We start from the raw sequence: 21,308 nt of genomic DNA, 5'->3' as shown, positions 1-21,308 counted from the left end.
TCACTGTTTCGCCGCGTGGAGGGTCAGATCGCTATCGGCCGCTGCGAGCGGACGGACTGCAGCAGTCCGATCGCGATCCACACCGCGAACATCGACGAGCCGCCGTAGGAGACGAACGGCAGCGGGATGCCCGCGACCGGCATGATGCCGAGGTTCATGCCGATGTTCTCGAAGGCCTGGAAGGCGAACCAGGTAACCGCGCCGGCCGCCAGGATCGTGCCGAACAGGTCGGTAGCCTGACGCGCTATCCGGCAGGCCCGCCACAGGATGACGCCGAGCAGACCGATCATCACCAGGGCGCCGATGAAGCCGAGTTCCTCGCCGGCCACGCTGAACACGAAGTCGGTCTGCTGCTCGGGCACGAACTGGCCGGTGGTCTGGGTGCCGTGGAACAGGCCCATGCCGGTCAGGCCGCCGGAGCCGATGGCGATCCGGGCCTGGGCCGTGTTGTAGCCGACGCCGGACGGGTCGAGCGCCGGGTTGGCGAAGGCCGCGAACCGGTCGATCTGGTACTGGTCGAGGACGCCGAGCTTCCACACCGCGAGGGAGCCGGCCACACCTCCCGCCAGCAGGCCGAGCGTCCAGCGGTTGGCGGCGCCGGAGGCCGTCAGCACGCCGAGCGTGGTGACGGCCATGACCATCACCGAGCCGAGGTCGGGCATCAACATGACCACGCCCATCGGGAACGCCGCCACGGCCAGCGCCTGCAGCACGCTGCGGGTGGGCGGGTACTCGCGCTCGCCGGCGTCCACCCGGGCGGACAGCAGCACGGCCATCCCCAGCACGATCGCCAGCTTGGCGAACTCGGCGGGCTGGATGGAGAATCCGCCGCCGAACTGGATCCAGGAGTGCGCGCCGTTGATGGTCGAGCCGAGCGGGCTGAGCACCGCGAACAGCATCAGGACCACGGCCAGGTAGACGAACGGCACCGCGGTGCGCAGCCGCCGGGTGCCCAGCGCGATCACCGCGACGCACAGGCCGATGCCGATCACCAGGTTGGTCAGGTGCCGGTACAGGAAGTACTGCGGGTCCCCGTGGGTCAGCGAGTCGCGGCCGCGGGTGGCGGACCAGACCAGCAGCGAGCCCATCAGGGAGAGCGCCAGCGCCGCCAGGATCATGATCCAGTCGAGCCGGCGCAGCGGGGAGTCCTTGGCCAGCGCCCGGGACAGCGACGAGCGCCGCGGCGAGAGCCGGACGGTGCGGTACGAGCCGTAGGAGGTCATGACCGGCCCCTTCCGTTGCTTCCGGCCCGGTTGGGTTCGAGCGCGGCCAGCGCCACCGCGGTGGCCGGGTCGGCCTGGGCCGGGCGGGCCGGGTCCAGGAAGGTCCGGTCGCCCTCGTAGGTGTACGCGGTCGGGACGATCGCGGTGCCGTCCGGGTTGAACTTGGGCAGTTCGGCCTGCGGCCGGGGCAGCAGCGCCTTGGCGTTGTCGATGTTGCCCTTGTCGTCGACGCCGTACAGCGCCTGGTAGATCCGGCGCACCGAGTCGCCGGAGCCGCCGGAGCCGGTGCCACCTTGGCTTATCGTCATGACCACCGCGTAGTCCTTGCTGTAGGTGGTCAGCCAGGAGGTGGTCTGCTTGCCGACGACCTCGGCGGTGCCGGTCTTGGCGTGCAGTTCGATCTTGCCCTGCGGCCAGCCGGCGCCGGTGAACTTCCAGGCGGCGGTACCGGCGGTGACGACGCCGGCGGTGGCCTGGTCGATGTACTCGAGCAGCTGCCCCTGGGCGGGGATCTTGCCGTCCTCGTGCGGGGCGATGTCGCGCACCAGGGTGCCGTCGGGGCTGACGATCGCCTTGCCCACGGTGGGCCGGTACAGGGTGCCGCCGTTGGCGAGCGCCGAGTAGATCCGGGCCATCTGCAGCGGGGTGACCAGGGTGTCGCCCTGGCCGATGGCGAAGTTGACCATGTCACCGGCGCGCATCTGGTTGCCGTCCGCGCAGTTCTCGCGGGCGATCTCGTCGGTGTACTCGTGGCCGCCCTTGGCCGCCTGGTCGCACCAGGACTGCTTCATGGCGTCGTAGTAGGACTGCTTCCACTGCCGGTCGGGGACCCGGCCGGCCACCTCGCCCGGCAGGTCGACGCCGGTCTTGGCGCCGAGGCCGAACTCGTGGGCGGTCTTGAAGAACCAGTCCGGGGCGTCCTTCTTGGGCTTGAGGCCGCCGTCCTTCATCCACTGGTCGTAGGCCAGGCCGTAGAAGACGGTGTCGCAGGAGACTTCGAGCGCCTTCTCCAGGGAGATGTCGCCGAACTGCTCGGACTCGAAGTTCTTGAACTCGCGGCCGCCGATGGTCAGCGACTTCGGGCACGGGTAGTGCCCGTTGAGGTCGTAGCCGGCCTGCACGGCGGCGGTGGTGGAGATCACCTTGAAGGTCGAGCCGGGGGCGGACTGACCCTGTATGGCCCGGTTGATCAGCGGGTAGTTGGAGTCCTTGCTGTTCAGCGCCTCGTAGTCCTTGGCGGTGATGCCGCCGACCCACAGGTTGGGGTCGTAGGTGGGGGCGCTGGCCATCGCGACGATCCGGCCGGTGTGCACGTCCATCACCACGGCCGCGCCGGAGTCGGCGACGTAGTTCTTGCTGGTCTCCTTGTCGTAGACCTTGCGGGCCTCGACCATGGCCTGGTTGAGCTGGTCCTCGACCACCTTCTGCACCCGGGCGTCGATCGAGGTGACCAGGTTGTTGCCGGACTGCGCGGGCGTGGTGCCGGCGCTGCCGATCACCCGGCCGAGGTTGTCGACCTCCAGCCGGTCGACGCCGGTGGTGCCGCGCAGGTCGTCGTCGTAGACGGACTCCAGGCCGGCCCGGCCGATCTGGTCGGACGGCAGGCGGCGTTCGCGGCCGGACTTGTCGGCGGTCTTGGTGACCTCCTCGTCGGTGACCGGCGACAGGTAGCCGAGGATCTGGGCGGCGCTGGCGCCCTCCGCGCCGGTGTAGCGGCGCAGCGCGGTCGGCTGGGCGGTGACGCCGGGGAAGTCCTCGCGGCGCTCCATTATCTGCATCGCCTGCTGGGTGGTGGCCTGCTGGGTGACCGGGATCGGCTGGTACGGGGAGCCGTTCCAGCACGGCTGCGGGGTCTTCGCGTCGCACAGCCGGACCTTGTTCTTCACGTCGTCGGCGGGCACGCCGAGGACGTCGGCGAGCCTGGTCAGCACCGCCTTGCCGTGGTCCTTCTGCTGCATCAGCGCGGTGCGGGACACCGACACCACCAGCTTGGTCTCGTTGCCGGCCAGGATCCGTCCGGAGGCGTCCAGGATCTCGCCGCGGACCGCGGGCTCCACCACCTCGCGGATGTGGTTGCCCTCGGCCTTGGCGGTGAACTCCTTGCCGTTGCGGATCTGCAGGTACCACAGCCGGCCGCCGAGGGTCGCCAGCAGCGACAGCACCAGGATCTGCAGCACCACCAGCCGGATCGTCACCCGTCGGGTGCGACCGGTCTCGGGAATGTTCGTCACGTGTGCGGACTCCGTCCCGGACTCAGGGGCGCTTGGCGAGGCCGAGCGCGCGCCTCTTCTTGTAGGACGCGGTGGACGACGGATCGCGGGTCGTCCGGTAGCGGGCCAGCGCGCCGAGGCCGGAGCCGCCGTCCGCGCCGCGCACCGTCTCGTTGACCACCCGGTCGCCGTCGAAGCGGCGGGCCATCAGCATCACCAGCGGCACCGTGAACGGGGCCAGCAGCACGTCGTACAGCAGGGCGCTGATCACCAGACCGGTCAGGCCGACGTGCCGGGCCGCGGTGTCGCCGACCAGGGCGCCGACGGTGGCGTACAGCAGGGTGGAGACCACCGCGGCGACCGCGACCACGCCGATCGCGCTGAGCGCGGAGCGCTGCCGGCCGCCCTCCGGGCGGAGCAGGCCGGCGCCGTAGCCGACCAGGCAGAGCACCAGCGCGTACCGGCCGACCGCGTGGTCGGACGGCGGGGCGAGGTCGGCCAGCAGGCCGGCGGAGAAGCCCGCCAGGCAGCCGCCGGTCGAGCCGTACACCAGGCCCAGGCCGACCACCACCAGCATCAGCAGGTCCGGGGTGGCGCCGGGCAGTTGGAGCCGGCCGAGGACGCTGACCTGGATCACCAGGGCGAGCACCAGCAGGACGGCGGACAGCAGGATCCGAGACGGACGAAACATCAGTTCCCCCCGGTGGTGGGCGGTGCGGCGGCGATCGGCGCCTGCGGGTTGCCCGCGGCGCCGGCGGACGGGGCGGGGACCGGCGGCAGCACGGCGTCCCGCGGGTCGGTGCGCGGCGGGACGACCACCACGCCGATCAGGTCCAGGCGGGTGAACTGCACGTACGGCTCGACCAGGACGGTCTTGGTGAGCTGGCCCGGGGTGGCCTGCACCTCCTTGACGGTGCCGACCGGCACGCCGGGGACGAACGGGCGTCCGCTCTGCGAGCCGAAGGTGACCAGCCGGTCGCCGGCCTTCACCTGGGCGCGGCCGTTGAGCAGCTCGATCTTCATCGGCGAGGCGCCCTGGCCGGCCGCGAAGCCGATCTCGTTGTTGCCCTCCAGCCGGACGCCGGCGGTGAAGCCGGGGTCGGAGGCCAGCAGCACGGTGGCGGTGGTCGGGGCGACGGTGGTGATCCGGCCGACCAGGCCCTGGCCGTCGATGACGGTCATGTCGCGGGTCAGGCCGTCGTCGCTGCCGGCGTCGATGGTGATGGTCCAGGAGAAGCCCTGGGCGGCGCCGACCGCGATCACCTGTGCGGCCTTGATGGTGTAGCCGCCGGTGCCGGCGGTGCGCAGCATGTCGTCCAGCTGCTTGGTGCGGCCGGCCGCGGCGTCCGAGGAGGCCAGCTTCTGGCGCAGCTCGGTGTTCTCCCGGGTGATCTGGTCCAGGCGCTGCTGGTGGGTGCTGGCGTCGCGGATCGCCCGGATGTATCCGGCGACCGGGTCGACGGCGCCCGCCGCGGCGTTCTCCACCGGGCCGAGCACGGAAGCCGCCGCCCGGCGCGGGGCGCCGAGCGGCGAGTCCTGGCCGCCCTTGATGTCGACGGTGATCAGGGCGAATGCGAGCGCGACCAGGAGGACCAGCAGTAGTCGACTCTGTCGGGTGTCCCTCACGGTGCTGGTGCCGCCCCTTCGTGCCGATTGTCCATCTGCTGGTCCATCAGCTCTGTCAGCTCTGTCTGTTCTTCAGTTGGAAAGTTGTCTAGCGACGCGGCTGGGCGTCGAGTACCTGCTGCAGTGCCTCGAACTCCTCGACGCACTTGCCCGCCCCCAGGGCGACCGAGTCGAGCGGGTTCTCGGCGATGTGCACCGGCATGCCGGTCTCCCGGCGCAGCCGCTCGTCCAGGCCGCGCAGCAGGGCGCCGCCGCCGGTGAGCACGATGCCGCGGTCCATCACGTCACCGGCCAGCTCCGGCGGGCACTGGTCGAGGGTGGTCTTCACCGCGTCGATGATCGAGTTCACCGGCTCGTCGATGGCCGCGCGGACCTCGGCGGCGGAGATCACCACGGTCTTCGGCAGGCCGGAGACCAGATCGCGGCCGCGGATCTCGGCGTGCTCGTCCTTCTCGCCCTCCAGGCCGAACGCGGAGCCGATCGACATCTTGATCTGCTCGGCGCTGCGCTCGCCCAGCAGCAGGCTGTACTCCTTCTTGATGTGCTGGACGATCGCGTTGTCCAGCTCGTCGCCCGCCACCCGCAGCGACTGGGCGGTGACGATGCCGCCGAGCGAGATCACCGCGACCTCGGTGGTGCCGCCGCCGATGTCGACGACCATGTTGCCGGTCGGCTCGTGCACCGGCAGGCCGGCGCCGATCGCGGCGGCCATCGGCTCCTCGATGATGTGCACCTGGCGGGCGCCGGCCAGCATGCTGGCCTCCACCACGGCGCGGCGCTCGACGCCGGTGATGCCGGACGGCACGCAGACCACGACCCGCGGGCGGGCCAGGTAGCGGCGGCGGTGGATCTTCAGGATGAAGTACCGCAGCATCCGCTCGGTGATCTCGAAGTCGGCGATCACGCCGTCCTTCAGCGGGCGGATCGCCACGATGTTGCCGGGGGTGCGACCGATCATCTGCTTGGCCTCGGCGCCCACCGCGAGGATGCCGCCGGTGTTGGTGTTCACCGCGACCACCGACGGCTCGTTCAGCACGATGCCCTTGCCCCGGACGTACACCAGTGTGTTCGCGGTGCCGAGGTCGATCGCCAGGTCCCGGCCGAGGAACGACAGGTTGTTCGCCATGGGATGTCGAGTGCCTTCCCGAATGTGGATCAAGGGCGGGGGGAGAGCGCCGCCGCGCGGGCCCGACGGGCTGACGGCGGCTGAGCAGCCGCTCCGCGCCCGTGAGTTGGGGTCCATCGTAATCACGCCGAACAGTGCGAGCGGCGGGTACGGCGTGCCGCCCATTCTCCGGGGCCGGATCGGCTTCTCCTGGCATTGGGACGCCGTGTCGGAGAGTAGGGTTCCGTGATTTGAGGATTAACGCCCAGTTGGGCGAAGTGCCCCTGCCGAGGCAGGGGCACCGGGGTCGTGCAGGACTCCTACCGGGTCCTCGCCCTGCGTCCTCAGACGTGGGCCGGGAAGAAGATCTTGATCTCGCGCTCGGCCGACTCCGGGGAGTCCGAGGCGTGGATCAGGTTCTCGCGGGTGATCGTCGCGTAGTCGCCGCGGATGGTGCCCGCGCCCGCCTGCAGCGGGTCGGTGGCGCCGGCCAGCGCGCGGATGCCCGGGATCACGTTCTCGCCCTCGACGATCAGCGCGATCGACGGGCCGGAGGTCATGAACTCCAGCAGCGGCTCGTAGAACGGGCGGCCGACGTGCTCGGCGTAGTGCTGCTCCAGGGTGCCGCGGTCGAAGGTACGGAGCTCCATCGCAGCGAAGCGCCAGCCGGCCTTGCGCTCGATCCGGCTGATGATCTCGCCGGCCAGGCCGCGCTTGACGGCGTCGGGCTTGAGCAGGACGAGAGTGCGCTGGGACACGGGGCGGCTCCTGAGGAGGTCGGTGGTGCGGTGTGTGCACCTGACACTACCCCGGGCGGGAGGCCGCCCCCGCGCCCAGCCCGGTCAGGCGGCGGCCGGGGCGGGCGCCTCGGCGGCCGCGGCGCGCTGCGCCTTGAACTCGTCGATCTTGCGTCCGTAGTGCACCGAGCACCACCACAGGCCGCCGAACACCACGCCGAACGCGTACATCGTCGGCAGCACCAGGCCGCTGGCCAGCACGCCGAGTTGCAGCGCCCAGCCGACCCAGACCGCGCCGGGCCGGGTGATCACGCCGCACAGCAGCACGCACAGCAGGATGGCGACGCCGCTGACCGCCCAGATGGTGCCGGTGCCGACGTCGGTCAGCTTCATCGCGACCAGGCCGGCGAACATGATCAGCAGTGCCTCGCCGATCAGGGTGGAGGAGCACAGGGTGCGCATCGGCGGCTACTTCTTCCTTCCGAACAGCAGGCGCGCCTCGCCCACCGTGATGACGGAGCCGGTGACCAGGACGCCGGCGCCGCCGAGGTCCTCCTCCTCGGCGAGGGTGACCGCGGCGTCGATGGCGTCGTCCAGTCGGGGCTCGACCTGCACCCGGTCCTCGCCGAACACCTCGACGGCCAGCGCGGCCAGTTCGTCGACGGGCATCGCGCGGTGGGTGGAGTTCTGGGTGATGACGACCTCGGCCAGGATCGGCTCGAAGGCCTCCAGCAGGCCGGTGACGTCCTTGTCGCCGCTGGTGCCGATCACGCCGACCAGCTTGGTGAAGCCGAACGCCTCGCCGAGCGCGGAGACCGCGGCCTGCGCGCCGTGCGGGTTGTGCGCGGCGTCCAGGATCACGGTGGGGCTGCGGCGGACCACCTCCAGGCGGCCCGGGGAGGAGACGCCGGAGAACGCCTGCCGGACCTTGTCCTCGTCCAGGTGCTCGGCGCCGCCCTGGCCGACGCCGAAGAACGCCTCGACGGCGCTCAGCGCGAGGGCCGCGTTCTGCGCCTGGTGGTCGCCGTGCAGCGGCAGGAAGAGGTCCTGGTACTCGTGGCCGCCGAGGCCGCGCAGGGTGACCAGCTGGCCGCCGACCGCGACCTCGCGGCGCAGCACGCCGAACTCCATGCCCTCGCGGGCCACCGTGGCGTCCACCTCGACGGCGTGGCGCAGGATGGTCTCGGCGGCGTCCAGCTGCTGCTGGGCTACCACGGCGAGCGCGCCCGGCTTGATGATCCCGGACTTCTCGACCGCGATCTTGCCGGTGGTGTCGCCGAGCTTGTCGGTGTGGTCCAGGCCGATCGGGGTGATCACCGACACCTGGGCGTCGATCACGTTGGTGGCGTCCCAGGAGCCGCCCATGCCGACCTCGACCACCGCGACGTCCACCGGGGCGTCCGCGAAGGCCGCGTACGCCATGCCGGTGAGCACCTCGAAGAAGGACATCGCGACCGGCTGCGCCGCGTCCACCATCTGCACGTACGGCTCGATGTCGCGGTAGGTCTCGACGAACTTCTCCGGGCTGATCGGCGCCCCGTCCAGGCTGATCCGCTCGGTGACGGACTCCACGTGCGGGGAGGTGTACCGGCCGGTGCGCAGTTCGAAGGCGCCGAGCAGCTGCTCGATCATCCGGGCGGTGGAGGTCTTGCCGTTGGTGCCGGTGATGTGGATGGACGGGTAGGAGCGCTGCGGCTGGCCCAGGATGTCCATCAGCGCCTCGATCCGGTCGAGCGAGGGCTCCAGCTTGTTCTCCGGCCAGCGGGTGGCCAGCTCCGCCTCGACGGCGCGCAGTTCGGAGTCGGTGCCGCCTGCGTCGGCGGGACGGACGGTGTAGGGGTTGGGCTCGGCCTTGTCGCTCACCCCGCCAGTCTAAGGACTCCCGACGCCGGGCCCCGACGGCCACCCCGGAGGCCGGCGAACCGGCCCGGGCCCTCTTGACACCGGAATTGGTCTACTCCACCGTGTGAGTCGCTCGTCCCGCTCCTCGGCTCCCCCGCACCGCACCCCCATCGACACTCCCCCACATGGAGATGGCATGCGTGCACCACATCGACACCCGCGCGGCGCGCGGGCCCTGCTCGCCGGGCTGCTGTCGGCCGCGCTGGCCCTGGTCGGCATGGTGCTGACCGGCACCGGCACGGCCACCGCCGCCAACGTGGACGTGATCCAGAACGGCGACTTCTCGGCCGGCAACCACATCGCTCCGTGGACCTGCGGCCCGACCGTCACCGCGGTGAACAACCCCGCCACCGGCTGGGACCTGCAGGGCGCCCCGGCCGGCTCGGACTACGCCAACTGCAGCCAGCAGGTCACCGTGCTGCCCAACTCGACGTACACCCTGTCCGCGGCGGTGCAGGGCACGTACGTATTCCTGGGCGCCACCGGCACCGGCGGCACCGACCCGTCCACCTGGAGCTCCAACACCGGGTGGAACACGCTCAGCAGCACCTTCACCACGGGCGCCGCCACCACCTCGGTGCAGGTGTGGTTCCACGGCTGGTACGGCCAGTCCGCGTACCTGGTGGACAAGGTGACGATGGTCGGCCCGGGCACCGGCTCGCCCAGCCCGTCCGCCTCCGGCTCGTCCTCGGTGTCGCCGAAGCCGTCCGACTCCGCCTCGCCGTCCCCGTCGACGTCCACCTCCTCGTCGCCGTCGCCGAGCAGCTCGACCACCACGCAGCCGCCCAAGCAGAAGCACACGCTGACCGGCTACTGGCAGAACTTCTACAACGGGGCGACGCCGCAGCGGATCAGTGACGTCCCGGCGGCGTACGACATCATCGCGGTGGCCTTCGCGGACGCCACCGGCACCCAGGGCGCGATCTCCTTCACCCTGGACCCGGCGCTGTCCTCGAAGCTGAACGGCTACACCGACGCCCAGTTCAAGGCCGACATCGCGGCCAAGCACGCGGCCGGCAAGAAGGTGATCATTTCGGTCGGCGGGCAGAACGGCACGATCTCGGTGGCGAGTTCGGCCGCGGCGAGCAACTTCGCCAACTCCGCGTACAGCCTGATCCAGACCTACGGTTTCGACGGGATCGACATCGACCTGGAGAACGGCGTCAACGCCACCTACATGGCGCAGGCGCTGCACACCCTGGCGGCCAAGGTCGGGACCGGGTTCGTGCTCACCATGGCGCCGCAGACCATCGACATGCAGTCCACCGGCACCGAGTACTTCAAGCTGGCGCTGGCCACCAAGGACATCCTGACCATCGTCAACATGCAGTACTACAACTCCGGCGCGATGCTCGGCTGCGACGGCGGCGTGTACTCGCAGGGCACCGAGAACTTCCTCACCGGCCTGGCCTGCATCCAGTTGCAGGGCGGCCTCGACCCCAGCCAGGTCGGCCTCGGGGTGCCCGCCTCGACCAGCGCGGCCGGCGGCGGCTACACCAGCCCGGCGACCGTGAACGCGGCCCTGGACTGCCTGGCCGCCGGCACCAACTGCGGTTCCTTCAAGCCGTCGAAGACCTGGCCGGGCATCGGCGGCGCGATGACCTGGTCCACCAACTGGGACGCCCTCGCGGGCGGCGGCATCGCGGGCACCGTCGGCTCCCACCTGCACGCCATGCCGTAACGGCGGGTCAGCACCGGGCCCGGCGCGGGAGGTTCCGCGCCGGGCCCCGGCAGTGACGATCCGTCACGTCGTGACGCGGGGCGTGGGCAGTCGGGCGGCGTGGCGGCGGCGCAGTTCGGCGGCGATCTCCTCGGCCTCGCCGTCCGGCAGCAGCGGCAGCATCATCGCCACCGCCTGCACCAGGCCGCCCAGCAGGTAGGTGGTGTCGGCCGTGCCGGCCACCAGGGCGCGGACCGCGGCGACGTCCCCGTCCGCGACGGCCTCCAGCAGCAGCGCGGCGCTCGCCGCCTCCTCGTCCACCGCGACCTCGCAGGCGCCGTACGGGGCGCGCCGGGCCAGGCCGCGCAGCACCCGGTCGGCCACGTCGGGGGCGTAGGCCTTGCGGACCGCCTCGGCGGCGATCCACACCAGCAGGGTGGTCGTCTCGCGCTCGGCGTCCTCGGCGAGCAGCAGGTCGAGTTCGGTGTCGAAGGCGAGCTGGTTTCCGTGCCGGAATGCCAGCAGGAGGGTCGCCGCCCGGGCCTTGGCCGCCTCCACCTCTTCCATCGGAAGTTCGTCGGCCAACTCCCTGGTCGCCACCATGCGTCTGCCCTCCGTTCGATGCCCCGCCCGAATGGGAACTCCGCCCACCGTACACATTCGATGTGCGAAGTTCGCTGAACGCGCGGGGGGCGGCAACCCGTTGTATTCCCTTTGGCGGAGTGCGCCAATTGCCGGGAATACCGGACGAATAGCCGCAGCGAAACCGTTACGACGACGCGCGGCCAAGGGAATTGACAAGCCGTCGGGGCCAACTCGGGAAAGGCGAAGGGCCGCCGCCCGCGCGATGCGGGAGCGGCGACCCTTCCTGACGCGCGGTCAGCCCTGCGGCAGCGCCGCGAGCTGGGCGGTGATCCGGGCGATGTCCGCCTCGGCGGCCGCCAGCCGGGTGCGGATCTTGGCGACCACCTCGTCCGGCGCCTTGGCCAGGAAGGCCTCGTTGCCGAGCTTGCCGTTGCTCTGCGCCTTCTCCTTCTCGGCCGCCGCCAAGTCCTTCTGCAGGCGCTTGCGTTCGGCCGCCACGTCGATGGTGCCGGACAGGTCGAGCGAGACGGTGGTGCCGGCGATCGGCAGCGAGGCGGTGGCGTGGAAGCCCTCCTCCGGCTGCGTCAGCCGCACCCGGGAGCGGATCGCCGCCTCGTGCGCCTCCAGCCGGTGGCCGGCCAGCTCCAGCTGCGCCGGGACCTTCTGGGTGTCGCGCAGGCCCTGGGCCTCGCGGAACCGGCGGATCTCCACGATCAGCTGCTGGAGCTGCGCGATCTCCGACTCGGCGTCGGCATCCCGGTAGCCGGAGTCCTTCGGCCACTCGGCGATCACCACCGACTCGGCGCCGGTGAGCGTCGTCCACAGCGCGTCGGTGACGAACGGGACGATCGGGTGCAGCAGGCGCAGCGTCACGTCCAGCACCTCGCCGAGCACCCGGCGGGCGTGGTCGGCCTGCGCGCCGCCCTTGCCCAGGGTGGTCTTGGAGAGCTCGACGTACCAGTCGAAGACCTCGTCCCAGGCGAAGTGGAACAGCGTGTCGGAGACCTTCGCGAACTCGAAGTCCTCGTACAGCGCGTCGACTTCGGCGATGGTGGCGTTCAGCCGGGACAGGATCCAGCGGTCCGCGGCGGTGATCTCCTCCGGCGCGGGCAGCGGGCCCTCGACGGTGGCGCCGTTCATCAGCGCGAAGCGGGTGGCGTTCCAGATCTTGTTGCAGAAGTTCCGGGAGCCCTTGACCCAGTCCTCGCCGATCGGCACGTCGGCGCCGGGGTTGGCGCCGCGGGCCAGCGTGAAGCGGACGGCGTCGGCGCCGTAGGCGTCCATCCAGTCCAGCGGGTCGACCGCGTTGCCGGTGGACTTCGACATCTTCTTGCCGAACTGGTCGCGGACCAGGCCGGTCAGCGCGACCGTCTTGAACGGGATCTCGCCGTCCATCGCGTACAGGCCGAACATCATCATCCGGGCGACCCAGAAGAAGATGATGTCGTGGCCGGTCAGCAGGACGTCGGTCGGGTAGAACTTCTCCAGCTCGGGGGTCTTCTCCGGCCAGCCGAGGGTGGAGAACGGCCACAGGCCGGAGGAGAACCAGGTGTCCAGCACGTCCGGGTCCTGGACCCAGCCCTCGCCGGTGGGCGGCTCCTCGTTCGGGCCGACGCAGATCACCTCGCCGTCCGGGCCGTACCAGACCGGGATCCGGTGGCCCCACCACAGCTGGCGCGAGATGCACCAGTCGTGCATGTTGTCGACCCAGTCGAAGTAGCGGCGCTCCAGCTCCTTCGGGTGGATCTCGACCTTGCCGTCGCGAACGGCGTCGCCGGCGGCCTTGGCCAGCGGCTCGACCTTGACCCACCACTGCAGCGACAGCCGCGGCTCGACCACGGTGTGGCAGCGCGAGCAGTGGCCGACCGCGTGCTCGTACGGGCGCTTCTCGGCGACGATGCGACCCTGCTCGCGCAGCGCGCCGACCACGGCGGAGCGGGCCTCCAGCCGGTCCAGGCCGAGGAACGGGCCGTGCACGGTGATCGTGCCGCGCTCGTCCATGACCGTCAGGTTCGGCAGGTTGTGGCGCTGGCCGATGGCGAAGTCGTTCGGGTCGTGCGCCGGGGTCACCTTGACGGCGCCGGTGCCGAACTCCGGGTCCACGTGCTCGTCGGCGACGACCGGGATCTCACGGTCCGTCAGCGGCAGCTTGATGGTCCGGCCGACCAGGTGCGCGTAGCGCTCGTCGGACGGGTGGACGGCCACCGCGGTGTCGCCGAGCAGGGTCTCGGCGCGAGTGGTGGCGACCACGATCGAGTCGTCCCCGTCGCCGTAGCGGATCGAGACCAGCTCGCCGGGGAGGTCCTTGTGGTCGACCTCGACGTCGGACAGCGCGGTCAGGCAGCGCGGGCACCAGTTGATGATGCGCTCGGCCCGGTAGATCAGGCCGTCGTCGAAGAGCTTCTTGAAGATGGTCTGGACGGCCTGCGACAGGCCCTCGTCCATGGTGAACCGCTCGCGCGACCAGTCCACGCCGTCGCCGAGACGGCGCATCTGGCCGAGGATCCGGCCGCCGTAGTTCTCCTTCCACTCCCAGACCTTCTCGACGAAGGCCTCGCGGCCCAGGTCGTGCCGGGACAGGCCGGACTCGGCGAGCTGCTGCTCCACCTTGTTCTGGGTGGCGATGCCCGCGTGGTCCATGCCCGGGAGCCAGAGCGCCTCGAAGCCCAGCATCCGCTTGCGGCGGGTCAGCGCGTCCATCAGCGTGTGCTGGAACGCGTGGCCCAGGTGCAGCGCGCCGGTGACGTTCGGCGGCGGAATGACGATGGTGTACGCGGGCTTGTCACTCTTCGCGTCGGCGGTGAAATAGCCACGCTCCACCCAGCGCTCGTACAGCACGCCCTCTACCTCGGCCGGGGCGTAGGTCGTCGGGAGGGTGGCTGCTTCGTCCCCGGGCTTCGAGCTCTCGGGGCGCTGGTTCGTCGTGTCGGTCACGACGCACAGTTTACGGAAGCCGGAACACCGATCGTGACCCGACAGTGCGCCGACCATGCGGGCGCGGCGGGGGGGCCGTACGGTAGCGTGCCCGCATACTCGATCGGACGGGGCCGCGCAACAGAGGCGGCGGGGGAGAACCAAGACGCATGTACGGCCAGGGTCAGGGACCGCAGCAGTATCCACAGGGACAGCCGCAGCAGCCGTACGACGCTCCTCCGCAGCCGCCCGGCTACGGCGCCCCGCAGCAGCAGCCGCCGGCCTACGGCGCACCCCGGCCCCCCGCGTACGGCGCTCCCCAGCAGCAGCCGCCGGCCTACGGAGCTCCCCAGCCCCCCGCCTACGGCGCCCCGCAGCAGCCGCCGGCCTACGGCGCACCCCAGCCCCCCGCCTACGGCGCCCCGCAGCAGCAGCAGCCGGCCTACGGTGCACCCCAGCCGCCCACCGGGCAGCCCGGTTACGGCTACCCGCAGCAGGTGCCGCCCCAGCAGCAGTGGGGCGGCATGCCCCAGCAGCCGGGTCAGCCCGGCCAGCCCGGCTACGGCGGCTACCCGCCGCCGGTCGCCCCGGCCAAGGGCAAGGGCGGGATCATCGCCCTGGTGGTGGTCCTGGTGCTGGCGGTGGTGGGCGGCGGCGTCGGCTGGTGGGCGCTGAGCGGCGGCAAGGGCTCGGACACCGAGGGCAAGTACAAGCTGGCGGCGCCGGAGAGCGCGGCCGGCTACACCAAGAAGAACGCCTCCGAGAAGGGCGAGCTGAAGGGCCTGGACGGCGTCGGCACCTTCGAGGGCTCGCTCACCGCGACGTACCAGAAGACCGCCACCGACGTGGCCAGCTTCAGCGGCTCCTGGGGCAAGGTCCCGGACCCGGCCAAGGCGCTCGACACCGCCACCCAGAAGCTGAACGAGGGCGACGGCTCGGCCAAGGACAAGCCGGTCTGGAAGCAGGAGTTGGCGGACGTCGACGCGAGCGACCCGACCGACCCGGGCGCCAAGCTCCGCTGCGGCGTGGGCTCCTCGGACACCGGCAGCGGCAAGGCTTCGATCGGCGTCCCGATCTGCATGTTCGCCAGCCACTCCACCATCGGCGTGGTCGCGTTCGTCTCCATGGACTCGACCGGCAAGACCATCAGCACCACCGAGGCCGCGGCCCGCACGCGTCAGCTCCGCGACGCCGCGACCGTCGCCAAGTAAGCCTCACCGCAGCACACTTCACGCTCGAACGGAGCCCCCGTGTCCGACAACCAGTTCGGCCCGCCGCAGCCCGGCTTCGGCCCGCCCCAGGACGGTCCGATACCCCCGCAGGGCGCGCCCGGCGCGCCCCAGGGCGGCTACGGCCAGCCCGTGCCGCCGCAGCAGCAGGCGTGGGGCGGCGGCGCCGTCCCGCCGCCGGGCTTCCCGCCCGGCACCCCCGGCGGCTACCCGCCCGGCGTGCCGATGGCGAAGAAGTCCCGCAAGGGCCTGTGGATCGGCCTGTCCGTGGTGGCCGCGGTGGTTCTCGGCGGCGCCGCCACGATCGGCTACCTGATCTACGACACCGCGTCGAACACCGGCAAGAACAAGGTCGTCCTGCCGCAGTCCTTCAAGGACCTGACGAGCGACCCGGAGGACGCGGACGCCAAGCGCCTGTCCAGCACCCTCCAGAGCGGCCTCGGCGAGGACAAGAACTCGTTCACCAACGCCGAGCCGGTCAGCACCATCTACCGCTCCTCGGACCAGCAGAAGATGCTGCTGGTGTCCGGCATGACCGGCAAGGTGCTGCTCCCGTCCAAGCAGGTCGACGCGGCGTTCAGCAGCTTCTCGGCCGGCGGCGACGGCATCAAGGACCGCAGCGACGTCGACCCGGGCCCGCTGGGCGGCCGGCTGTCCTGCGGCACCACCGAGATCGCCGGCGAGCAGGGCGGCATCTGCGTGTGGGCCGACAGCTCGTCCGTGGTGGTCGTCCTGGAGCTCGACGGCTCCAGCGACTCCGGTGTCTCGAAGGACCGGATCATCGCTGACACCCAGGAGCTGCGCAAGCTCTCCGAGGTCCCCAAGTAGCCCGTACCGCACGGGACATGAAAGCGGCCCCGCACCGTTCACCGGTGCGGGGCCGCTTTCGTGTCGCCGTCGTGGCGCCCGGGTCAGGCGCTCTTGTCCCGGCGCTCACGCTTGATCATGTCGCGCGGGACCAGGGTCGGGATGGCGTGCTTGGAGACCACGTCCCCGGTGACCACCACGCGGGCGACGTCCTGACGGGACGGCACCTCGTACATCACGGACATCAGCACCTCCTCCATGATGGCCCGCAGACCGCGCGCGCCGGTGCCCCGCAGGATCGCCTGGTCGGCGATCGCCTCCAGCGCGTCCCGGGTGAACTCCAGCTCCACGCCGTCCAGTTCGAACAGCTTGCGGTACTGCTTCACCAGCGCGTTCTTCGGCTCGGTGAGGATCTGCAGCAGCGCCTCGCGGTCCAGGTTGTGCACGCTGGTGATGACGGGCAGTCGGCCGATGAACTCCGGGATCATCCCGAACTTCACCAGGTCCTCCGGCATCACCTGGCGGAAGTGGTCCGAGGCGTCCAGCTCGCGCTTGGAGCGGATGGTGGCGCCGAAGCCGATGCCCTTGGCGCCCGCCCGGCCCTCGATGATCCGCTCCAGGCCCGCGAACGCGCCGCCCACGATGAACAGCACGTTGGTGGTGTCGATCTGGATGAACTCCTGGTGCGGGTGCTTGCGCCCGCCCTGCGGCGGCACCGAGGCGGTGGTGCCCTCCAGGATCTTCAGCAGGGCCTGCTGCACGCCCTCGCCGGAGACGTCCCGGGTGATCGACGGGTTCTCGCTCTTGCGGGCGACCTTGTCGATCTCGTCGATGTAGATGATCCCGGTCTCGGCCTTCTTGACGTCGTAGTCGGCCGCCTGAATCAGCTTCAGCAGGATGTTCTCGACGTCCTCGCCGACGTAGCCGGCCTCGGTCAGCGCCGTGGCGTCCGCGATCGCGAACGGCACGTTCAGCATCCGGGCCAGGGTCTGCGCGAGCAGCGTCTTGCCGGAGCCGGTCGGGCCCAGCAGCAGGATGTTCGACTTGGCCAGCTCGATCGCGTCGTCCCGGCCGGAGCCGGAACGACCGGCCTCGCCCGCCTGGACGCGCTTGTAGTGGTTGTAGACCGCGACCGACAGCGCCTTCTTGGCGAGGTCCTGGCCGACCACGTACTGGTCCAGGAACTCGTAGATCTCGCGGGGCTTCGGGAGTTCCTCGAAGCGCACCTCGGAGCTCTCGGCGAGCTCCTCCTCGATGATCTCGTTGCACAGGTCGATGCACTCGTCACAGATGTACACGCCTGGCCCGGCGATCAGCTTCTTCACCTGCTTCTGCGACTTGCCGCAGAACGAGCACTTGAGCAGGTCGCCACCGTCTCCGATGCGTGCCACGAGGTGCTTCCCCTTCGCCAGGGGCCCCGCGGGGGTCGGGGCCTGGTGCTGTGAGACCGGCTTCGCCGTCGGCGGTCGGTCTGGTATCCGACGGTACTCTGCCGAGCCGTTGTTTCCGTCGACTTCGGCCGCTCTGCCCTACGCCCTGGGCGAATTGATACCGAACAGATGCCGTCGCGGGTGCATGACCCGACAGCCATTGTGCCGGGGCGGCGGCCCCGACCGGAACGCCCCGGGGCGGGGCGTACGTCACGTACGCACCGGGGCGAGCGATCACTCCATGTAGGAGTTCTTGCGGGTCGAGATGATCTGGTCGATCAGGCCGTACTCCAGCGACTCCTCGGCGGTGAGGATCTTGTCGCGCTCGATGTCCTCGCGGACCTGCTCGACCTCCTTGTTGGAGTGCTTGGCCAGCATGGTCTCCAGCTGCTCGCGCATCCGGAAGATCTCCTTGGCCTGGATCTCCAGGTCCGACACCTGACCGCGGCCGGTCTCGGTGTACGGCTGGTGGATCAGCACCCGGGCGTTCGGCAGGGCCATCCGCTTGCCGGGGGTGCCGGCGGCCAGGATGACCGCGGCGGCCGAGGCGGCCTGGCCCATGCAGACCGTCTGGATGTCGGGCTTCACGAACTGCATGGTGTCGTAGATCGCCGTCAGCGCGGTGAACGAGCCACCGGGCGAGTTGATGTACAGCGAGATGTCCCGGTCCGGGTCCATCGACTCCAGGCAGATCAGCTGCGCCATGATGTCGTTCGCGGAGACGTCGTCCACCTGCGAGCCGAGGAAGATGATGCGCTCCTCGAACAGCTTGGCGTACGGGTCGTACTCGCGGATGCCCTGCGAGGTGCGCTCGACGAACCGCGGGACGATGTAGCGGCCCTCGGCCCGCATGTCCTCCAGGCGGGCCTTGGCACCGGACAGGCTGGGGATGTTCATGTTCTCTGGTCCTCCGAAGCGTGCGGTCTGGGTTCCGATGCCGGTCAGCCGGCCTGGCCGGCGCCGGTGCCGCCGCCGCCCGGGACGTCCGCGGCGCTGTGCATGATCTCGTCGATCAGGCCGTACGCCTTGGCCTCCTCCGGCGTGAACCAGCGGTCACGGTCGGAGTCCGCGGTGATCTGCTCGAAGGACTGACCGCTGTGCTGGGCGATCAGCTCCGACATCCGCTTCTTGGTGCGCAGCAGCTGCTCCGCCTGGATCCGGATGTCGGTGGCGGAGCCGCCGAGGCCCGCGGAGGGCTGGTGCATCAGGATGTTGGCGTTCGGCAGCGAGAAGCGCTTGCCCTTGGCGCCCGCGGTCAGCAGGAACTGGCCCATCGACGCGGCCATGCCCATGGCGATGGTCACCACGTCGTTCTTGATGTACTGCATGGTGTCGTAGATCGCCATGCCGGCCGAGATCGAGCCGCCCGGGGAGTTGATGTAGAGGTAGATGTCCTTCTCGGGGTCCGCCGCGAGCAGCAGGAGCTGGGCGGTGATCTTGTTGGCGATGTCGTCGTCGACCTGCTGGCCGAGGAAGATGATGCGCTCGTTGAGCAGCCGGTTGTAGACCTGGTCGCCCAGGCCGCCGCCCACGTCGCCGCCGGCGGCGTGCGGTGCCATCGGGCCAGGCATCTGCATCTGCGGGAACGTCACTTAGCCACCTGCTCAGTCGATCTGCGTTGTGTGTCGCTGTCCACCGACCCTAACGCGCAGGCCCCGCCGCTGAATCCCCCACGCAGAACTGTTCGCTGTGAGCGCAGGGTGACCGGGCCCGACGCGGACGGGCCCGGGCACCGTGCGGTGCCCGGGCCCGTCCCGGTGCTGCGTTCCGCCGGATTCCCGGCGGTTACGAGGCTCAGGCCTCGGTGGTCTCCTCGGCGGCGGCCTCGGTGGTGGCGGCCTCGGCGGCCTCCTCCTCCTCGTCCTCGAAGGAGACGACCTCACCGTTGGTGTCGGTGACCTTGGCGGCCTCGACGACCAGCGCCAGCGCCTTGCCGCGGGCGACCTCGCCGACCAGCAGCTGGACCTGGCCGCCCTGGACGACCTGCTGGGCGAACTGGTCCGGGGTCATGCCGGAGCCGGCGGCGCGACGGATGAGGTGCTCGGTGAGCTCCTCCTGGTTGACGCCCAGCTCCTCGTTCTTGACGATCTGGTCCAGGACGAACTGGGTCTTGATGCCCTTCTTCGCCTGCTCCTCGGTCTCCTTGTCGTAGTCCTCGCGGGACTTGTCCTGGGAGGCGAGGTAGGTGTCGAGGGTCAGGCCCATCGGCTCCAGCTGGTGGTGCTCCAGGTTGTGCTTGCGGGTGCCGATCTCGTCCGCGAGCAGCTTCTCCGGGTAGTCCATCTCGACCCGGGTCAGCAGCTCGTCCAGGACCTTCTCCTGGGCCTGGGTGGCCTGGTCGAACTCCTTCATCCGCTCAAGGCGCTTGCGGGAGTCCCCGCGCAGCTCCTCCAGGGTGTCGAACTCCGAGGCGAGCTGCGCGAACTCGTCGTCCAGCTCGGGGAGTTCCTTCTCCTGGACGGTGGTCACGGTGACGGTGACCTCGGAGTCCTGGCCGGCCTGGGTGCCACCCTTGAGGGTGGTGGTGAAGGTCTTGGCCTCACCGGCGGACAGGCCGACCACGGCCTCGTCGATGCCGTCCAGCAGGCGGCCGGAGCCGATCTCGTAGCTCACGCCGGTGGCGGTGCCGTCCTCCGGCACCTCACCGTCGACCTTGGCCTCGAGGTCGACGACCACGACGTCGCCCTCGGCGGCGGCGCGCTCGACGTCCTTCACGGAGCTGAAGCGCTCGCGCAGCTGCTGCAGCGACTTCTCGATGTCCTCGTCGGTGACCTCGACCGGGTCCACCACGACGGCGATCTCGGTGAAGTCCGGCAGGGTGACCTCGGGACGGACGTCGACCTCGGCGGTGAACTTCAGGTCACCGCCGTCGGCCAGGTTCTCGACACCGGCGATGTCGGTGATGTCCGGCTGGCCCAGCACGTCGATCTGGCCCTCGTCGACGGCCTGCGTGTAGAAGCGCGGAAGCGCGTCGTTGACGGCCTCCTCCAGCACCGCGCCACGGCCGAAGCGCTGGTCGATGACCCGGTTCGGGATCTTGCCCTTGCGGAAGCCCGGGACGGTGACCTGCTGGTTGATCTTCTTGTACGCCGCGTCGAGGCTGGGCTTGAGCTCCTCGAAGGGCACCTCGACGGTGAGTCGAACCCGGGTCGGGTTCAGAGTCTCGACGGCGCTCTTCACGGTTGGGTCTCCTAGGGGGGCTTGCGGTCAGGGCGATAGGCGGTTGGGGCTGAAATGCTGTCCGTACTACCGCCAGCGGTCCATCCTACCGGTACCACGAAAGCGACTGTGCCCGGCACCGGGTGCAGGTTGGGGCGACTGCCCCCAACACCCGCGCCCACAACGACAACAGGGCCCCGCCCACCGACGAGACCCTGCCGCACGGTCGGGGTGACCGGATTCGAACCGACGGCCTTCCGCTCCCAAAGCGGACGCGCTACCAACCTGCGCCACACCCCGTGGTGCCGAGCAGAAGAGTACACGTCGGCCACCCCTCGACCGGGGCGATATCCGCGAGCCGACAACGCGGAAGAAGTGTGCAATCCACCGGCGCGACCAGGTACCCTGATCCAGTCCTCGCCACCGCGACCGCGGTGCGGGTACGCCTTTGCGGGTGTAGCTCAATGGTAGAGCCCCAGTCTTCCAAACTGGTCACGCGAGTTCGATTCTCGTCACCCGCTCCAGCAGGCCGACGGCCCCGACTGCCCACGCAGTCGGGGCCGTCGGCGTTTCGGCCGGTCACCCCCTCGGCCACACCCCTCGACCACGCGCCCGGCCGCATCCATCGGCCCCCCTGCCGCACCCCGCTGCCGCACCCCGGCGGCCCGCCCGGAGCGCCGGACCCCGGGCAGCCCGAAGGCCCCGGGCGGCCGGGTGGCTGC

General features: G+C 70.5%; 17 protein-coding genes and 2 tRNA genes. 4 read left to right on the top strand and 15 right to left on the bottom strand.

The genetic code is table 11. The features are described 5' to 3' along the window. Window positions 1-23: 23 nt before the first annotated feature. The 8 genes from rodA to CG736_RS09090 all read right to left on the bottom strand — a co-directional run bounded on the left by rodA (window position 24) and on the right by CG736_RS09090 (window position 8,764). The gene (gene rodA, locus CG736_RS09130) at window positions 24-1,223 is read right to left on the bottom strand and encodes a rod shape-determining protein RodA (protein ID WP_100585690.1); all 1,200 of its coding nucleotides are present in this window, start codon (window positions 1,221-1,223) and stop codon (window positions 24-26) included. Further along, window positions 1,220-3,454, bottom strand: a complete 2,235-nt coding sequence (gene mrdA / locus CG736_RS09125; protein WP_100585689.1) for a penicillin-binding protein 2 — start codon at window positions 3,452-3,454, stop codon at window positions 1,220-1,222. Before mrdA ends, rodA begins: the two co-directional genes overlap by 4 nt. A gap of 22 nt (window positions 3,455-3,476) precedes the next feature. Continuing rightward, entirely contained in the window at window positions 3,477-4,124 is a 648-nt protein-coding gene (gene mreD / locus CG736_RS09120) for a rod shape-determining protein MreD (protein ID WP_100585688.1), read from the bottom strand. Further along, window positions 4,124-5,059 carry a rod shape-determining protein MreC gene (gene mreC, locus CG736_RS09115; protein ID WP_043913979.1) on the bottom strand — a complete coding sequence of 312 codons (936 nt, stop codon included), beginning with the start codon at window positions 5,057-5,059 and terminating at the stop codon, window positions 4,124-4,126. Before mreC ends, mreD begins: the two co-directional genes overlap by 1 nt. Window positions 5,060-5,147: 88 nt before the next feature. Continuing rightward, a complete protein-coding gene (locus CG736_RS09110) occupies window positions 5,148-6,173 on the bottom strand; it encodes a rod shape-determining protein (RefSeq protein ID WP_043916362.1) in 1,026 nt (341 codons plus the stop codon). A 335-nt stretch (window positions 6,174-6,508) separates the two neighbouring features. Further along, on the bottom strand, window positions 6,509-6,922 hold the full coding sequence (ndk, locus tag CG736_RS09100; RefSeq protein ID WP_043913981.1) for a nucleoside-diphosphate kinase: 414 nt from the start codon (window positions 6,920-6,922) through the stop codon (window positions 6,509-6,511). A gap of 84 nt (window positions 6,923-7,006) precedes the next feature. Then, window positions 7,007-7,363, bottom strand: a complete 357-nt coding sequence (locus tag CG736_RS09095) for a DUF4233 domain-containing protein (RefSeq protein ID WP_100585687.1) — start codon at window positions 7,361-7,363, stop codon at window positions 7,007-7,009. 6 nt (window positions 7,364-7,369) lie between these two features. Beyond that, the gene (locus CG736_RS09090) at window positions 7,370-8,764 is read right to left on the bottom strand and encodes a folylpolyglutamate synthase/dihydrofolate synthase family protein (RefSeq protein WP_043913984.1); all 1,395 of its coding nucleotides are present in this window, start codon (window positions 8,762-8,764) and stop codon (window positions 7,370-7,372) included. Window positions 8,765-8,939: 175 nt separating this feature from the next. Between CG736_RS09090 and CG736_RS09085 the strand changes: the two genes are divergently transcribed. Further along, on the top strand, window positions 8,940-10,484 hold the full coding sequence (locus tag CG736_RS09085) for a chitinase (RefSeq protein WP_100585686.1): 1,545 nt from the start codon (window positions 8,940-8,942) through the stop codon (window positions 10,482-10,484). Window positions 10,485-10,547: 63 nt separating this feature from the next. Here the strand turns inward: CG736_RS09085 and CG736_RS09080 are convergent, their stop codons facing one another. Next, a complete protein-coding gene (locus CG736_RS09080; protein WP_100585685.1) occupies window positions 10,548-11,066 on the bottom strand; it encodes a hypothetical protein in 519 nt (172 codons plus the stop codon). Window positions 11,067-11,342: 276 nt separating this feature from the next. Then, the gene (locus CG736_RS09075) at window positions 11,343-13,982 is read right to left on the bottom strand and encodes a valine--tRNA ligase (protein WP_100585684.1); all 2,640 of its coding nucleotides are present in this window, start codon (window positions 13,980-13,982) and stop codon (window positions 11,343-11,345) included. A 149-nt stretch (window positions 13,983-14,131) separates the two neighbouring features. Between CG736_RS09075 and CG736_RS09070 the strand changes: the two genes are divergently transcribed. Next, window positions 14,132-15,172: a hypothetical protein gene (locus tag CG736_RS09070; protein WP_100585683.1), complete on the top strand. Its 1,041-nt coding sequence runs from the start codon at window positions 14,132-14,134 to the stop codon at window positions 15,170-15,172. Window positions 15,173-15,211: 39 nt separating this feature from the next. Then, entirely contained in the window at window positions 15,212-16,018 is an 807-nt protein-coding gene (locus CG736_RS09065) for a hypothetical protein (protein ID WP_100585682.1), read from the top strand. Between the two features lie 83 nt (window positions 16,019-16,101). On the opposite strand, the gene clpX is transcribed toward CG736_RS09065, so the two are convergent. The 5 genes from clpX to CG736_RS09040 form a co-directional block, all read right to left on the bottom strand. Continuing rightward, the gene (clpX, locus tag CG736_RS09060) at window positions 16,102-17,388 is read right to left on the bottom strand and encodes an ATP-dependent Clp protease ATP-binding subunit ClpX (protein ID WP_043913988.1); all 1,287 of its coding nucleotides are present in this window, start codon (window positions 17,386-17,388) and stop codon (window positions 16,102-16,104) included. A 273-nt stretch (window positions 17,389-17,661) separates the two neighbouring features. After that, window positions 17,662-18,324, bottom strand: a complete 663-nt coding sequence (locus CG736_RS09055) for an ATP-dependent Clp protease proteolytic subunit (RefSeq protein ID WP_043913990.1) — start codon at window positions 18,322-18,324, stop codon at window positions 17,662-17,664. Between the two features lie 44 nt (window positions 18,325-18,368). Further along, the gene (locus tag CG736_RS09050) at window positions 18,369-18,986 is read right to left on the bottom strand and encodes an ATP-dependent Clp protease proteolytic subunit (RefSeq protein WP_100586005.1); all 618 of its coding nucleotides are present in this window, start codon (window positions 18,984-18,986) and stop codon (window positions 18,369-18,371) included. A 235-nt stretch (window positions 18,987-19,221) separates the two neighbouring features. After that, window positions 19,222-20,607 carry a trigger factor gene (gene tig / locus CG736_RS09045; protein WP_100585681.1) on the bottom strand — a complete coding sequence of 462 codons (1,386 nt, stop codon included), beginning with the start codon at window positions 20,605-20,607 and terminating at the stop codon, window positions 19,222-19,224. 205 nt (window positions 20,608-20,812) lie between these two features. Then, window positions 20,813-20,886, bottom strand: a tRNA-Pro gene (locus tag CG736_RS09040). Window positions 20,887-21,036: 150 nt separating this feature from the next. Between CG736_RS09040 and CG736_RS09035 the strand changes: the two genes are divergently transcribed. Next, window positions 21,037-21,110, top strand: a tRNA-Gly gene (locus tag CG736_RS09035). Window positions 21,111-21,308 lie beyond the last annotated feature (198 nt).

It is taken from the genome of Kitasatospora sp. CB02891 (assembly GCF_002803145.1).
Taxonomy (GTDB): Bacteria; Actinomycetota; Actinomycetes; order Streptomycetales; family Streptomycetaceae; genus Kitasatospora; species Kitasatospora griseola.
This window is presented reverse-complemented; position numbering and strand designations above follow the sequence as displayed.

Coding starts and splice junctions, on each gene's coding strand:
- CG736_RS09070 (WP_100585683.1), top strand. CDS start 14,132: ATGTACGGCCAGGGTCAGGGACCGCAGCAGTATCCACAGGGACAGCCG.
- CG736_RS09095 (WP_100585687.1), bottom strand. CDS start 7,363: ATGCGCACCCTGTGCTCCTCCACCCTGATCGGCGAGGCACTGCTGATC.
- CG736_RS09055 (WP_043913990.1), bottom strand. CDS start 18,324: ATGAACATCCCCAGCCTGTCCGGTGCCAAGGCCCGCCTGGAGGACATG.
- CG736_RS09080 (WP_100585685.1), bottom strand. CDS start 11,066: ATGGTGGCGACCAGGGAGTTGGCCGACGAACTTCCGATGGAAGAGGTG.
- CG736_RS09085 (WP_100585686.1), top strand. CDS start 8,940: ATGCGTGCACCACATCGACACCCGCGCGGCGCGCGGGCCCTGCTCGCC.
- mreD (WP_100585688.1), bottom strand. CDS start 4,124: ATGTTTCGTCCGTCTCGGATCCTGCTGTCCGCCGTCCTGCTGGTGCTC.
- CG736_RS09050 (WP_100586005.1), bottom strand. CDS start 18,986: ATGGCACCGCACGCCGCCGGCGGCGACGTGGGCGGCGGCCTGGGCGAC.
- rodA (WP_100585690.1), bottom strand. CDS start 1,223: ATGACCTCCTACGGCTCGTACCGCACCGTCCGGCTCTCGCCGCGGCGC.